Annotated in this window: 14 protein-coding genes; 9 read left to right on the top strand and 5 right to left on the bottom strand. The window is 66.6% G+C overall.

Features of this window, described 5'->3' with window-relative positions; genetic code table 11:
* Positions 1 to 20: 20 nt before the first annotated feature.
* Entirely contained in the window at positions 21 to 1,283 is a 1,263-nt protein-coding gene (locus RCO27_RS17470; protein ID WP_309003996.1) for an MFS transporter, read from the top strand.
* On the opposite strand, the gene RCO27_RS17465 is transcribed toward RCO27_RS17470, so the two are convergent.
* On the bottom strand, positions 1,261 to 1,878 hold the full coding sequence (locus RCO27_RS17465; RefSeq protein ID WP_309003995.1) for a histidine phosphatase family protein: 618 nt from the start codon (positions 1,876 to 1,878) through the stop codon (positions 1,261 to 1,263). The two genes, RCO27_RS17470 and RCO27_RS17465, sit on opposite strands and share 23 nt — an antisense overlap.
* Positions 1,878 to 2,363 (bottom strand): hypothetical protein, encoded by a 486-nt coding sequence (locus RCO27_RS17460; RefSeq protein ID WP_309003994.1) that lies wholly within the window; start codon positions 2,361 to 2,363, stop codon positions 1,878 to 1,880. The genes RCO27_RS17465 and RCO27_RS17460 overlap by 1 nt, the downstream gene beginning before the upstream one ends.
* Before the next feature lie 136 nt (positions 2,364 to 2,499).
* Here RCO27_RS17460 and RCO27_RS17455 point away from each other — a divergent pair, with 136 nt between their 5' ends.
* From RCO27_RS17455 to RCO27_RS17440, 4 genes are all read left to right on the top strand, one after another.
* Positions 2,500 to 3,078 carry a porin family protein gene (locus tag RCO27_RS17455; RefSeq protein ID WP_309003993.1) on the top strand — a complete coding sequence of 193 codons (579 nt, stop codon included), beginning with the start codon at positions 2,500 to 2,502 and terminating at the stop codon, positions 3,076 to 3,078.
* A 156-nt stretch (positions 3,079 to 3,234) separates the two neighbouring features.
* Positions 3,235 to 4,347 (top strand): DNA polymerase III subunit beta, encoded by a 1,113-nt coding sequence (dnaN, locus tag RCO27_RS17450; protein WP_309003992.1) that lies wholly within the window; start codon positions 3,235 to 3,237, stop codon positions 4,345 to 4,347.
* Between the two features lie 99 nt (positions 4,348 to 4,446).
* The gene (gene rpoZ, locus RCO27_RS17445; protein ID WP_309003991.1) at positions 4,447 to 4,791 is read left to right on the top strand and encodes a DNA-directed RNA polymerase subunit omega; all 345 of its coding nucleotides are present in this window, start codon (positions 4,447 to 4,449) and stop codon (positions 4,789 to 4,791) included.
* 132 nt (positions 4,792 to 4,923) lie between these two features.
* A complete protein-coding gene (locus tag RCO27_RS17440; protein ID WP_309003990.1) occupies positions 4,924 to 5,163 on the top strand; it encodes a hypothetical protein in 240 nt (79 codons plus the stop codon).
* A gap of 63 nt (positions 5,164 to 5,226) precedes the next feature.
* On the opposite strand, the gene RCO27_RS17435 is transcribed toward RCO27_RS17440, so the two are convergent.
* Positions 5,227 to 5,691 carry a helix-turn-helix domain-containing protein gene (locus tag RCO27_RS17435; protein ID WP_309003989.1) on the bottom strand — a complete coding sequence of 155 codons (465 nt, stop codon included), beginning with the start codon at positions 5,689 to 5,691 and terminating at the stop codon, positions 5,227 to 5,229.
* Between the two features lie 100 nt (positions 5,692 to 5,791).
* On the opposite strand from RCO27_RS17435, the gene RCO27_RS17430 reads away from it, so the two are divergent.
* Both RCO27_RS17430 and RCO27_RS17425 read left to right on the top strand, forming a co-directional pair.
* A complete protein-coding gene (locus RCO27_RS17430; RefSeq protein ID WP_309003988.1) occupies positions 5,792 to 6,100 on the top strand; it encodes a hypothetical protein in 309 nt (102 codons plus the stop codon).
* A gap of 56 nt (positions 6,101 to 6,156) precedes the next feature.
* The gene (locus tag RCO27_RS17425) at positions 6,157 to 8,244 is read left to right on the top strand and encodes a bifunctional (p)ppGpp synthetase/guanosine-3',5'-bis(diphosphate) 3'-pyrophosphohydrolase (protein WP_309003987.1); all 2,088 of its coding nucleotides are present in this window, start codon (positions 6,157 to 6,159) and stop codon (positions 8,242 to 8,244) included.
* Between the two features lie 4 nt (positions 8,245 to 8,248).
* Here the strand turns inward: RCO27_RS17425 and RCO27_RS17420 are convergent, their stop codons facing one another.
* Entirely contained in the window at positions 8,249 to 9,727 is a 1,479-nt protein-coding gene (locus RCO27_RS17420) for a PQQ-dependent sugar dehydrogenase (RefSeq protein WP_309003986.1), read from the bottom strand.
* Positions 9,728 to 9,865: 138 nt separating this feature from the next.
* On the opposite strand from RCO27_RS17420, the gene RCO27_RS17415 reads away from it, so the two are divergent.
* A complete protein-coding gene (locus RCO27_RS17415; protein ID WP_309003985.1) occupies positions 9,866 to 10,660 on the top strand; it encodes a tryptophan 2,3-dioxygenase family protein in 795 nt (264 codons plus the stop codon).
* 41 nt (positions 10,661 to 10,701) lie between these two features.
* On the top strand, positions 10,702 to 11,772 hold the full coding sequence (locus tag RCO27_RS17410; RefSeq protein WP_309003984.1) for a mannose-1-phosphate guanylyltransferase/mannose-6-phosphate isomerase: 1,071 nt from the start codon (positions 10,702 to 10,704) through the stop codon (positions 11,770 to 11,772).
* Between the two features lie 3 nt (positions 11,773 to 11,775).
* Here RCO27_RS17410 and RCO27_RS17405 read toward each other — a convergent pair whose 3' ends face one another.
* Positions 11,776 to 13,149, bottom strand: a complete 1,374-nt coding sequence (locus RCO27_RS17405; RefSeq protein WP_309003983.1) for a glutamate--cysteine ligase — start codon at positions 13,147 to 13,149, stop codon at positions 11,776 to 11,778.
* Positions 13,150 to 13,228: the final 79 nt, after the last annotated feature.

The raw sequence follows: 13,228 nt of genomic DNA, 5'->3' as shown, positions 1-13,228 counted from the left end.
GCGGCGGAAAGTCACACCTTATGAGCGGCTTGGGCTTGTCGCGCGGGCGCTTCGCCTTGCTCTTTTCGGTGATGCTGGTCGCCGCGGCGGGCAACACCGCGATGCAATCGCTGCTGCCGTCGATCGGCCGGGTGCTCGGCGTCGCGGACATCTGGGTCGCGCTCGCCTTCAGCCTGTCGGCGGTGCTCTGGGTCATCGCGGCACCCTATTGGGCGCATCGCGCCGACCGGCGCGGCCGGCGTGCGCTGATGCGGGTGGGGCTCTACGGTTTCGTCTCCTCGATGCTGATCTGCGGCGGCGCGCTGGCCGCCGGTCTTGCCGGCTATGTCGGGCCGGTCGCCGCCTTCGTCGTCTTCATCCTCGGACGCTCGCTTTACGGCGCCTTCGGCGCGGCCTCGCCGCCGGCGGTGCAGGCCTATATCGCCGCGCGCACCGACGGTGAGCAGCGCATCAACGCGCTCGCCGCGCTCGCCTCGTCGTTCGGGCTTGGCACGATCATCGGGCCGGCAGTTGCGCCGCTCTTCATCTTTCCGCCGCTCGGCCTGTCGGCGCCCCTGATCGTCTTCGCCGGAATCGGTGCGATCGTGCTGGCGCTGCTGGTCACCCGTCTTCCCGACGACACGCCGAAGAATCCGGCGCGCGGGCCGATCGTCGCCTATCCCTCGATCGGCGCCCCGGACGCGCACGCTCCGACGGAAAACGGAGAACGCACGCCGCTGCGCTGGCGCGATCCGCGGGTATGGCCCTGGCTGATGGCGGGAATGATCGGCGGTCACGGCCAGGCGATCCTCCTCAGCGTCGTCGGGTTCCTGGTCATCGACCGGCTTTCGATCGCGCCCGACCAGGCCCAACAATGGATCGCGATCGTGCTGATCGTCGGCGCCTTCGCCACCCTGCTGGCGCAGTGGTGGCTGATTCCGCAGCTTGCGCTCGATCCGCGCCAGCTCATCCTGTGGGGCTCCCTGGTCACCGCTGCAGGAACAGCGGTCACCGGCGTCGCCGAGACGCTCTACGGGATCACCCTGGGCTATGCGCTGGGTTCGCTCGGCTTCGGCCTGTTCCGCCCCGGCTTCACCAGCGGCGCCAGTCTCGCCGTCGGGCGCGACGAGCAGAATGCCGTCGCCGGCATGGTCACCTCGGTCAACGGCATCGCCTATATCGCCGCGCCCGCGGTCGGCGTCGGGCTCTACATGATCAGCCTGCCGCTGCCCTTCCTGGCGACCGCAGCCTTGATGATCGCGCTGGCTGCCTGGACGGGCCTCAGCTTCCGCGGTTCGGCCTAGCCAGAACGGTCTCCCGCCCGCCCGCCACGCAAGCGACCGACCCTTGGGCAAGCCCCACCGCCACTGGCGCGCCGCAGCCGTCGCGATGCGGCTGACCGGTAAGCAGGCCACGAAGCACGCATGAAGAGATGCCATGCATGACGACAAGGCGGTCCGCCGTCTCCCCGGCCAGATCGTCCAGCCATGTCGTCAGGCGCGCGGCGATGTCGTCATACCATTCGCCACTGGGCGGCCGCCGCGCGAAGAGCTTCGCGGCCGGATCGAAGAAGCCGGGGCTGAGCTGCTCGATCTCGCCATAGGTGCGACTCCCCCAGTCACCGACGTCGATCTCGGCGAGACGCGGATCGGTGCGCGCGCCATGCCAGTCCAGCTCGAGATGCTCGGCGATGACCGCGAGCGTCTGCAGCGCGCGATCGGTCGGCGAGGCCCACAGGTCGAGGGCCGGACGCGGGCCAAGCGCCGCGCGCAAGGTCTCGCCCATCGTCTCGGCTTGCGCAAAGCCGGCGCGGGTGAGCGGCGTATGTCGCGCGCCGCCCTGCAGCCGCGCGGCGGCGTTGAACACGGTCGCGCCATGACGGGCGATGAAGAACCGCATCAGCGCCGCCCCACACAGGCCACGGCAGCCGCGTCCATCGCCGTGGCGGCACCGCGGAGGCGATAGAGGTCACGCACCAGTGCGCCGCGGGTCGAGCGGGTCTCGACGACGAGGTCCAGACCGGTCCGCATTGCATCCTGGATCGCGTCGTCCGCACGCCGGTCCGGCGCCCAGGCGTCGCGGCCGCTGCCGGTCAGCTGGAAAACCTCGCCGTCGATCCGCAGCAGCACCGCAGAGCCCTCACGCTTCTCGCGGCTGAGCCGGACGTGGAGCTGGTTGGCGACGCGCCGGCCCGGCCAGTGTCCGACCGAAACGAATGGCCGCCAACCCTCCGGCGCCGGCGCCTGCCACGGCTGGGCAATCGCATAACAGGAGTCCGCGCCGCGAAACGCACCCCAGGTGCCGAACACCCCCAGCGACTGGCGCTGCGCCGCCGCCGGCGCGGCCAGTGCGAGGAGAGCGAGAAAGACGGAGCCCCGAACCATCCGCCCCTGATCGCCCGCGCGGAACCTTGCTGGCAACTGAAAAACCCGTTCGGCTGAGGTTCACCAACGCCGGGCCAGAGCGGCGCCGCCGGCCCGACATTACCCCTCAGGGCTGGAGAATATGGGAGTTAGAATAATGCGTAAGTCTGTTGTGTTGCTTCTTCTCGCCGGTGTCGTTGCCACGCCGGCTGTCGCGCAGGACGCCACCTTCCAGGGTGCCCGCATCGAGGGCATCGTCGGCTGGGATCGCGTCAATGTCGAAGGAGAGGGAGCGAATGGCGTGACCTATGGCGCCGCGGTCGGCTACGACCTGCAGCGCGGCCGCGCCGTTTTCGGCATCGAGGGTGAAGTCACCGATTCGTCGGCGGACGAGTGCATCAGCGGCACCGTGATCGCCGGCGACCAGCTCTGTGCGGGTGCTGGCCGTGACCTCTATGTCGGCGGCCGCGCCGGTGCCGCGGTGAGCCGCAACCTGCTGCTTTATGCGAAGGCCGGCTACACCAACGGCCGCGTCCGCCTCGACTATGACGACGGCACGGCCGCGACGACGTCCGATTTCAACATCGGCCGCAATCTGGACGGCGTCCGTCTCGGCGCCGGTGCGGAATATGCGCTCAGTCAGAACGCCTTCCTCAAGACCGAGTATCGCTACTCGAACTACGAGGACGGCTTCAGCCGCCACCAGGTGGTCGGCGGTTTCGGCTTCCGCTTCTGAGGGGCATGAGCGGATCCACCCGGCCTTAGGGCCGGTGCCATATCGGGCCGGGGCGGCGACGCTCCGGCCCCTTTTGTTTCACTTCCCACTGGCGGGCTTTGCAACGGCCGCTATAACCTTGCCGAAACCGAAAAGAATGCCGAGCAGGGGTAATCGATGAAGGCGACGATCGAACGGGCGACGCTCCTCAAGGGACTGGGCCACGTCCATTCCGTGGTCGAACGGCGCAACACCATCCCGATCCTGTCCAACGTCCTGATCGAGGCCGGCGAGGACGGGTCGATCCGCCTGATGGCGACCGACCTCGATCTCCAGATCAACGAGATGGTCGAGGCCAATATCTCCGATCCGGGCGCGACGACCGTCCCGGCGCACACCCTCTTCGAGATCGCCCGCAAGCTGCCCGAAGGCAGCCAGGTCGAGCTGATCGCCGCCGAAGGACGGATGCAGGTCAATGCCGGCCGTGCCCGTTTCACCCTGGCGACCCTGCCCCGGGACGACTTCCCGGTGATCGCCGAGGGCGAGCTGCCGCACCGGTTCGAGCTGCCGGCGGCGGCGCTCCGCCAGATCATCGACAAGACCCGCTTCGCGATCTCGACCGAGGAGACGCGCTATTATCTGAACGGCATCTACCTCCACGTCTCAGACGAGGCGCAGCCGGTGCTGAAGGCGGCCGCCACCGATGGTCACCGCCTGGCACGGGTGACGGTGCCGCGCCCCGATGGCGCGCAGGGCATGCCCGGCGTGATCATTCCGCGCAAATGCGTCGGCGAGCTCCGCAAGCTGCTCGACGAGGTCGACGGCTCGGTGCAGGTGTCGCTTTCCGACACCAAGATCCGCTTCGGTCTCGGCAATGCGGTGCTCACGTCCAAGCTCATCGACGGCACTTTCCCGGACTATAGCCGGGTCATCCCGACCGCCAATGACAAGCTCCTCAAGATTGATCCGCGCAGCTTCGAGGAGGGCGTCGACCGCGTCTCCACCATCGCCAGCGAGCGCACCCGGGCGGTCAAGATGAGCCTCGAGCGCGACCGGATCACGCTGTCGGTCACCTCGCCCGAAAATGGTACGGCGGCCGAGGAAGTGCCGGCCGACTATGCCGCGGACGGATTCGAGATCGGGTTCAATGCCCGCTACCTGCTCGACATTCTGAACCAGATCGAGGGCGACGCGGTCGAAGTCCACCTCGCCGACGCTGCAGCGCCGACGCTGCTGCGCGAGAATGACAAGGCGCCAGCGCTCTACGTGCTGATGCCGATGCGGGTCTAGCGCCCCACCATCCGGCCTCTTACATTGACTCGGCGGGCCCGCGCTGATAGGCGCGCGGGCTTTCCCGCAAGACCAGATTCATAGAGTTGGAGCAGCCGCATGGCGCGCGTTACCGTCGAAGATTGCGTCGACAAAGTCCCGAACCGGTTCGAGCTCGTCCTCCTCTCCGCGCAGCGCGCGCGGCAGATTTCGGGCGGCGCCGAACTCACCATCGATCGCGACCGCGACAAGAATCCGGTCGTGGCGCTGCGCGAGGTCGCGGAGGAGACGGTTCGTCCGCGCGATCTCGAAGAGGCGCTGGTTGGCAGCTTGCAGCGCGTGCAGGTCGACGACGACGACGTCGCCGACGAGGTGGGCTCGCTCTCCGCATCGGCCGAGGCGCTGCGCCTCACCGCTGCAGCGCCCCAGCGCAACACCAATGCCGGTGCCGATTACGACGGCTGAGCCGATCTTGCCGAAATAATATTTCGCATCCGCAATTAGCGTGGAGCCTTGCGGCTCTTGGCACGTTCTGCTTTGTTGTGTTACTCGAAGCGACGGGCAGGGGACTTTGCCCTTTGTAACAGGGAGGCAGATGTGAACTTTAAGAGGCTTCTTACCGCAGTCAGCGCGTCGGCACTGGCATTGTCGCCGGTTGCCGCGCAGGCGGCGGCTCCGCTCAGTGTCGCGACGCCCGTTCGCGCCGCGGCGCCGATGGACGATGCGAATTCGATGGCTGGTAGTGCGGGGATCGCGTTGGGCGTTCTGCTTCTCGTCGCCATCATCGCGATCGCGGTCTCGAACGACAGCGACGAGGGCACCCCGGCCAGCCCGTAGTCGTTTATCCCGTTTGCGCAGGGCAGGGTTCCGCGGCTCACCGCGGAACCCTGCCCTGTTCGTTTATCCGGATATGATCTCCGACCGGTCCAGCCACTCCATTTCGCCGAGCGCGAGCGGGCGTCCATCGGCCGCGCGGACGGTCATCAGCGCGATCGGGCGTCGCGTTTGCCGGTCGACCAGCACCGGATTGCTGGGCTGCTCCGATACCCATTTCTCGCCCCACTGCCGGAGCGAGATGAGCACGGGCAGCAAATCCCGTCCCTTTTCCGTCAGCATATAGGCAATCTTGCGTCGATCGGCCGGATCGGGCTCGCGTGCCAATATGCCCCGCTCGACCAGCCGCGTGAGACGATTGGAGAGGATGTTGCGGGCGATGCCGAGCGTCGACTGGAACTCCTCGAAATGGTGGAGCCCGTTGAAAGCGCCGCGCAGGATCAGGAACGACCAGCGCTCCCCCACCGATTCCAGCGCAGCTGCGATCGAGCATTGCCGCAGCAGCTCGCGATGGCGTTCGACATCCAGCATGACCGACGATCCTACGCTGTTTCTCGGCAAATGGATATGGCGTGGCATTTTCCGTTGTAAACAGCAACTATCATTCATATAGGTTGCGGCACGAAACTAGATGGAGGAATCCTTCATGCTGCGCGCCGCCACCCTCTCCCTCGCCTTCGTCGCCGCCCCGACCTTCGCGCAGAGCTACTATCATGCCGAGCCAGAGGTGCAGCCGGCCCAGGCGCGCTTCCTCGTCCGCGAGAATATCTGGCGCTGCGACAGCCGGGCGTGCCAGTCGGCCCGCACCGCGGCGCGGCCGGCGATCGTCTGCCAGACGCTGGTTCGCGAGGTTGGCCGGCTGCGCAGCTTCTCGGTCGAGGGCCGGGCCTTTGCTGCCGAGGAGCTGGAAAGCTGCAATATGCGGGCGCGGCAGAACTAGCCGCAGACCAAGCGATTTCGGTTGATCGAAACGCCGCAGCGCCACATCTTTAGGGCATGCTGCGGCAGTATGAGCTTGTCGAGAAGGTCAAGAGCTACGACCCCGACGCCGACGAGGCGTTGATCAATCGCGCCTATGTCTTCTCGATGAAGGCGCATGGCAACCAGACCCGCGCTTCGGGCGATCCCTATTACAGCCATCCGATCGAGGTGGCGGGTATCCTCACCGATCTCCATCTCGATGACGAGACGATCGCGACCGCGATCCTCCACGACACGATCGAGGACACGCTGGCGACTCCCGAAGAGATCCGCAAGCATTTCGGCCAGAACGTCGCCCGCCTGGTGGACGGCGTCACCAAACTCTCCAAGATCGAGGCGCAGAGCGAGAGCCAGCGCGCCGCCGAGAATCTGCGCAAGTTCCTGCTGGCGATGTCGGACGACATCCGCGTGCTGCTCGTGAAGCTCGCCGACCGGCTCCACAACATGCGTACGCTCCACTTCATCAAGAACGAAGAGAAGCGCCGCCGCATCGCCAGGGAGACGATGGATATCTACGCCCCGCTCGCGGAGCGGATCGGCATGTACGAATTCATGACCGAGATGCAGACGCTCGCCTTCCGCGAGCTCGAGCCCGACGCCTATGAATCGATCACCAAGCGGCTGGCGCAGCTGAACAAGGGCGGCGGCGACGATCTCATCCAGCGCATCGGCCGCGGCATCAAGGCGCATCTCGAGGCGAACGGTGTCGAGGCCGAGGTGACGGGCCGCGAGAAGCACCCCTATTCGATCTGGCGCAAGATGGCCGAGCGCCATGTCAGCTTCGAGCAGCTCTCCGACGTGATGGCGTTCCGCGCGATCGTCGACAGCGTCGAGGACTGCTACCGCACCCTTGGCCTGATCCACCAGCGCTGGCCGATGGTCCCCGGCCGCTTCAAGGACTTCATCTCGACGCCGAAGCGCAACGGCTACCGCTCGATCCACACCACCATCATCCATGACGAGCAGATGCGGATCGAGATCCAGATCCGCACGCGGGAGATGCATGCCCAGGCCGAGCACGGCCTCGCCGCTCACTGGGCCTATAAGGAAGGCGCGCCGACTGCGACCGGCGATCATCCCTGGATCAGCGATCTCGTCGAGATCCTGGAGCATGCGGCGACGGCCGAGGAGCTGCTCGAACATACCCGGATGGCGATGTACACCGACCGGATCTTCGCCTTCACGCCGAAGGGTGAGCTGATCCAGCTGCCCAAGGGTGCGACGCCGATCGATTTCGCCTATGCCGTCCACACCGATCTCGGCGACCAGACGGTCGGCGCCAAGATCAACGGCCGGGTGATGCCGCTGCGCACCCTGCTCGACAATGGCGACCAGGTGGAGATCCTGACCTCCAAGGCACAGCACCCGCAGCCGGCCTGGCTTTCCTATGTCGTCACCGGCAAGGCGCGCGCGAAGATCCGCCGCTGGGTGAAGTCGAAGGAGCGCGAGGAGACGGTCTCGCTGGGCCGCAAGATTTTCGACGAGATCGTCCAGCGTCTGCCGACCCCGCTCGGGTGGGAAGCGATCACCGAAGGGCTACGCCGGCTGAAGCTCCCCAACGATGAGGCGCTGATGGAAGCCATCGCGACCAAGCGGGTCGACGACGTCGCGGTGATGGAAGCGCTGATGCCGGGCTCCGCGACCGAGGGGACGAAGCCGCCGCCGCAGCGCACGGCCATCTCGATCAAGGGCCTCACCCCCGGCGTCGCGTTCCAGCTCGCCGAATGCTGCCACCCGATCCCTGGCGACCGGATCGTCGGCCTGCGCCGCGAGGGCGAAGGGATCGAGGTGCACACGATCGGCTGCGACACGCTCGCCAGCGGCGTCGATGCCGACTGGGTCGATCTCGCCTGGGGGAACGAGACCGACGGCGGCACGGCGCGGCTCGCGGTGGTGGTGAAGAACGAGCCCGGCGCGCTCGCTGCGGTGGCGGGCATCCTCGGCCGGCACGGCGCCAATATCGTCAGCATGGACCAGACGGCGCGGGACGGATCGTTCCACACCTTTCACTTCGACATCGAGGTGCACGATCTCCAGCACCTGATGGGCATTCTCGCCGCTCTCCGGGCGGTGGAGATGGTCTCGACCGCGGAGCGGCTCTAGCGGCTCAGGCCGGCTCGATCCGGAAAATCTCCCCGTCGAAGTCGACGATATAGAGATTGCCCGTCTGATCGACGCCGAACCCGGCGGGATTGTCGATCGTACCGGCATTGGGCGCGAAATCTGTGTTGCGGAGCGTGAACTGGCTGGCCGGAATGGTCTGGCCGATCGCCGCCTGCGCGATCGGGAAGGACCACAGATTGCCGCTGATGAAATCGCCGAAGATGTACTGGCCGCGCAGCGCCTCGATCGGTCCGCGATAGACGCGGCCGCCGGTGATCGAATTGCCCTGCGTCGGGCCGTTGCCATGACCATATTCGGCGACCGGCGGGACGAAGCCGGCTTGCGGCGTGCCGAGCGTGCCCTCGACCACATCCCAGCCGAAATTGGCGCCGCCGTCGGTGGGCCGCATCAGATCGACCTCCTCGCGCGCGCCCTGGCCGACGTCGCCGATCCACAGATTCTGGGTGAGCGGGTCGAAGCTCGCGCGGAAGGGATTGCGCAGGCCATAGGCCCAGATTTCGGCAGCGCCCCCTCCTCCGGCGAACGGGTTGCCGGCGGGGATGCGATAGTCGCGTTGCGGATCGGCGGGAAAGGCGTCGCCGGCGATGTCGATCCGCAGGATCTTGCCGAGCAGACTGCCCCGATTCTGGGCGTTGTTGTCGGGATCGTTCGCGCCCCCGCCATCGCCGGTGCCGAGATAGAGCAGGCCGTCCGGGCCGAACTCGATGAAGCCGCCATTGTGATTGGAGGCGCCCGGATGCGGGATGACGAGGAGGACGTCGCCGCTCGCCGGATCGCCCTGGTCGCGATTGCCGGCAACCGTCCGATAGCGGCGGACTTCGATGTTTCCGGCGGTGTTGGTCAGATAGACATAGAAGGTGCCGCTGGTCGGAAAATCCGATGCCAGCGCGAGGCCGAGCAGGCCGCGCTCGCCGTCGGTCGTCGTCTGCGACGCAATGTCGAGGAACTGACTCGAGGCGCCGCTCGCCGGGTTGAGAATTCGAATGCGCCCGGCCCGCTCGACGATGAAGACACGGCCGGAACTGTCCGGAATACCGACGAGCGCCAGCGGGGAACTGAAGCCGGTGCCGACCCGGGTCACGCGGAAGGCGCTGCCGGTGCCGTCGTCGGTAACCGTCACGCTGAGATTCAGCGTCGCGCTGGTCGTGCCGTCGCTGACGGCGATCTGGACCAGGTAGACATTGTTGCCGTCGGCGTCGGTCGGCGCCTCGAAATCGGGCGGCGTCACGAAAGACAGGGCACCGGCGGCGGTGATCGCGAAGCGTGCCTGATCGGCGCCGCCGGTCAGGCTGAAGCTCAGCGCGTTGCCGTCCGGATCGCTGGCGGTGGCGGTGTAGACCGTACCCGTGGCGCCTTCCTGGACGCTTGCGGTCGCAGCTGAGGTGAAGGTCGGCGGCCGATTGGACGGCCCCGGGTCCGGAGACCCGCCATCGCCGCCGCCGCAGCCCGACAGCATCGCCATAGAAGCCAGGGCGATGGAAGTCCGCCACGCAAAATGCCCATCCGCCATTGCTCGCCCCTTGGTTGTCCTGCGAACGGATCGTTGAACGCACGAAACGCTTGTTTGCTGCATGCGGGCGCCGCGTGTAAGTGCAGGCGCATGGCGACATCCGATATGACCTACGGCCAGTATCTGGCGCTGGAGCCGTTGCTGACCGCCCAGCATCCGGTCTCGGATCATCACGACGAACTGCTGTTCATCATCATCCACCAGACCAAGGAACTCTGGCTCAAGCAGATCCTGCACGAGCTGCGCCTCGCGGTGGAACTGGTTCGCGCCGACAAGCTGATCGAGGTCCACAAGAACCTCTCGCGCGTGTCGCGGATCCAGTCGGTGATGACCCTGTCATGGGACGTGCTCGCGACGCTGACGCCGACAGACTACCTCACCTTCCGGGGTGTGCTCGGCTCCTCGAGCGGCTTCCAGTCGGCCCAGTTCCGTGAAGTCGAGTACCGGCTCGGCCTCAAGGACGGGGCGCACCTGTCCCGTCATGAGGAGGGTTCGGCTGCGCACGCGGAGCTCGCCGGCGCGCTCGGCCGGCCGAGCCTGTGGGACGAGGCCAATGCGGCGCTCGCGCGCGGCGGCTTCGCCCTGCCCGCCGAGACACTGGAGCGGGACTGGACCCGGCCCTACCAGCCTTCGCCGGACGTGGAGGCGGCCTGGGCCGAGGTCTACCGCGACACCGACCGATGGTGGCGCTTCTACCAGCTCGCCGAGAAGCTGGTCGACATTGACGATGCGCTGGCCACATGGCGGCACAAACATGCGGTGACCGTGGAGCGGGTGATCGGGTTCAAGCGCGGCACCGGCGGCACCGCCGGCGTCAAATATCTCCAGTCCACCCTCCTCAAGCGCGCCTTTCCGGAGCTGTGGACCCTTCGCACCCAGCTTTGACACGCATTTCCACCATGGCGGATTGGCTCTAGGGATCGGCCATGGACTCTGCGGACAAGGATGGGCGGATCACGCCGGTTATTCTGTGCGGCGGCGCGGGCACACGGCTGTGGCCGATGTCGCGGCGCGACAGGCCCAAGCAAATGCTGGCGCTGACCGGCACGGACTCTATGCTGCGCCAGACGGTCCGTCGTGTCGATGATCCCGGTCTCTACGATCCGGCGCTGATCGTCGGCGCCGCCGCCCAGGCCGAGGCGATCGCTGCCGAGGTCGGAGCGGCGGCGCGACTGGTCCTCGAACCGGCGCCGCGCAACACAGCCCCCGCGATCGCGCTGGCTGCATTGAACATGCCGGCCGAAACAGTGCTGCTTGTCCTCCCGAGCGATCACAGCATCGGCGATGCCGACGGCTTCAACCAGGCCGTTCGCCGCGGGCTGCCGTTCGCGCAGGCCGGCTGGATCGTCACCTTCGGCATGACGCCCGATCGGCCGGAGACCGGCTATGGCTACATCAGGCGTGGCGCGCCGCTCGGCGACGGACTGTTCGCGGTGGACCGCTTCGTCGAGAAACCGGACGCGCAGACCGCAGCCCGTTACCTTGCAGAGGGCGGGCACGACTGGAACGGCGGGATTTTCCTTATGCGCGCCGATGTGGTCATCGATGGCCTGGCGCGGCACGCTCCCGACATCCTGGCGGCTGTCCGTGACGCGGTTGAAGGACAGAACGCCGGGAACGGCCGCATCGAGCCGGACGCCGCAGCGTTCGCCTCGGCCCCGGCCGTGTCGATCGACTATGCCCTGATGGAGAAGGCCGAGAAGGTCGCGGTCGCACCTGTGTCGATCGGCTGGTCCGACATCGGCAGCTGGGAAGCTTTGCATGAGAATGCAGCCAGGGGTCCGGCGCGCAACGATGTCGGTGGCGACATCATTGCCATTGACGTGCGCGATTGCCTGATCCGCTCCGAAGGGCCGCTGGTCGCCGTGGTGGGCGTCGAGAATCTGGTGGTCGTGGCCACTCCGGACGCCGTTCTGGTCGTGCCGAGGGATCAGAGCCAGCGCGTCAAGGACATCGTCGATCGGCTGAAGGCCGAAGGGCGAGATGCCTGCCTGTAGGGACTAGAAGCTCTTCTCATCATAGACCCGGCGCAGATCCCCGTCCCAGTCGCGCCGGTAGTGCTCGAGCAGGCGCTCGGCCGGGGTGACGCCGGTCGCGAGGATTTGGTGCAGCGGGTCGAGATAGCCCGACTCGTTGTCGCCCGACGGATTCAGCTGCGCCCGTGCGTTGAGCCCCCCCTCTGCAATCGCCAGCACGCGCCGGCCAAGATCGAGCAGCGTCTCGCCACGAGGCGTCTGTGCCTTGAGGCCGAGCTTGGGCACCGCATCGCGAAGCGCCTGGCGCTCCGCGATGGACCAGCCCTTGACCTCGTCCCACGCCGCATCGAGCGCCGACTGATCGTAGAGGAGACCGACCCAGAGCGCCGGCAGCGCACAGATCCGGCTCCATGGCCCGCCGTCGGCACCGCGCATTTCGAGAAAGCTCTTGAGGCGCACCTCGGGAAAGATGGTCGACAGATGATCGGTGAAATCGGTGACGAGCGGCTTTTCGCCCGACAGCGCGGGAAGGCGGCCATCGAGGAAATCGCGAAACGACTGACCGGAGGCGTCGATATATCTGCCGTCGCGGTAGACGAAGTACATCGGTACATCGAGCGCGTAGTCCAGGTAGCGCTCGTAGCCAAATCCGTCCTCGAACACGAAGGGCAGCATGCCGGTGCGATCGGGATCCGTGTCCGACCAGATGTGGCTGCGGAAGGAGAGGAAACCGTTCGGTTTGCCCTCGGTGAATGGCGAATTGGCAAAGAGCGCGGTGGCGAGCGGCTGGAGCGCGAGGCCGACACGGAATTTCTGCGCCATGTCCGCCTCGGAGGCATAGTCGAGATTGACCTGGATGGTGCAGGTGCGGAGCATCATGTCGAGGCCGAGGTTGCCGACCTTCGGCATGTAGTTCAGCATGATGCCGTAGCGACCCTTTGGCATGCGCGGAAGTTCAGCGCGCGTCTTGTCGGGCCACATGCCAAGGCCGAGGAAACCGAGGCCGAGCTTGTCGCCGACCGCATTGACCTGGGCGAGATGCTTGCCTGTCTCAGCGCAGGTTTCATGCAGATGCGTGCGTTGCGCACCGGAAAGCTCGAATTGGCCGGCGGGCTCGAGGCTGACCGTGCCGTCCGGACCGGAGAGGGCGATGACATTCTCGCCTTCGAAGATCGGAGACCAGCCATAATCGGTAAGGCCCATCAGCAGGTCACGGATGCCGCCCTTCTCATCGTATGAGGGCGCGCGATAATCCTCGACGCGGTAGACGAACTTCTCATGCTCGGTGCCGATCCGCCAGTCAATTTTGGGCTTCTCGCCATTCGCGAAAACGCGAAGCAGATCCTCGCGGCTCTCGATTGTGGGGCTCGGCGTATGGGTGTCGGTCCGCGTGGTCATCGCGGCCCTCTAGCGGGTCGCTGGGGCCCGTGCCAGCGGGAGATTCGACCGGCGTTCAGGCAACAATATAAGCGTCAGC

Origin of the sequence: Sphingosinicella sp. LHD-64, from assembly GCF_031157375.1 — a bacterium.
In the GTDB taxonomy this organism is placed as follows: domain Bacteria; phylum Pseudomonadota; class Alphaproteobacteria; order Sphingomonadales; family Sphingomonadaceae; genus Allosphingosinicella.
The sequence above is the reverse complement of the archived record's forward strand: the minus strand, read 5'-3'. Positions and strand labels throughout refer to the sequence as shown.

What these genes read in the sequence shown, in the direction of transcription:
- RCO27_RS17405 (WP_309003983.1), bottom strand. Translation starts at nt 13,149, where the DNA reads ATGACCACGCGGACCGACACCCATACGCCGAGCCCCACAATCGAGAGC.
- RCO27_RS17430 (WP_309003988.1), top strand. Translation starts at nt 5,792, where the DNA reads ATGGAGGAATCCTTCATGCTGCGCGCCGCCACCCTCTCCCTCGCCTTC.
- RCO27_RS17420 (WP_309003986.1), bottom strand. Translation starts at nt 9,727, where the DNA reads ATGGCGATGCTGTCGGGCTGCGGCGGCGGCGATGGCGGGTCTCCGGAC.
- rpoZ (WP_309003991.1), top strand. Translation starts at nt 4,447, where the DNA reads ATGGCGCGCGTTACCGTCGAAGATTGCGTCGACAAAGTCCCGAACCGG.
- RCO27_RS17435 (WP_309003989.1), bottom strand. Translation starts at nt 5,691, where the DNA reads ATGCTGGATGTCGAACGCCATCGCGAGCTGCTGCGGCAATGCTCGATC.
- RCO27_RS17465 (WP_309003995.1), bottom strand. Translation starts at nt 1,878, where the DNA reads ATGCGGTTCTTCATCGCCCGTCATGGCGCGACCGTGTTCAACGCCGCC.
- dnaN (WP_309003992.1), top strand. Translation starts at nt 3,235, where the DNA reads ATGAAGGCGACGATCGAACGGGCGACGCTCCTCAAGGGACTGGGCCAC.
- RCO27_RS17415 (WP_309003985.1), top strand. Translation starts at nt 9,866, where the DNA reads ATGGCGACATCCGATATGACCTACGGCCAGTATCTGGCGCTGGAGCCG.
- RCO27_RS17410 (WP_309003984.1), top strand. Translation starts at nt 10,702, where the DNA reads ATGGACTCTGCGGACAAGGATGGGCGGATCACGCCGGTTATTCTGTGC.
- RCO27_RS17470 (WP_309003996.1), top strand. Translation starts at nt 21, where the DNA reads ATGAGCGGCTTGGGCTTGTCGCGCGGGCGCTTCGCCTTGCTCTTTTCG.
- RCO27_RS17455 (WP_309003993.1), top strand. Translation starts at nt 2,500, where the DNA reads ATGCGTAAGTCTGTTGTGTTGCTTCTTCTCGCCGGTGTCGTTGCCACG.
- RCO27_RS17460 (WP_309003994.1), bottom strand. Translation starts at nt 2,363, where the DNA reads ATGGTTCGGGGCTCCGTCTTTCTCGCTCTCCTCGCACTGGCCGCGCCG.
- RCO27_RS17425 (WP_309003987.1), top strand. Translation starts at nt 6,157, where the DNA reads ATGCTGCGGCAGTATGAGCTTGTCGAGAAGGTCAAGAGCTACGACCCC.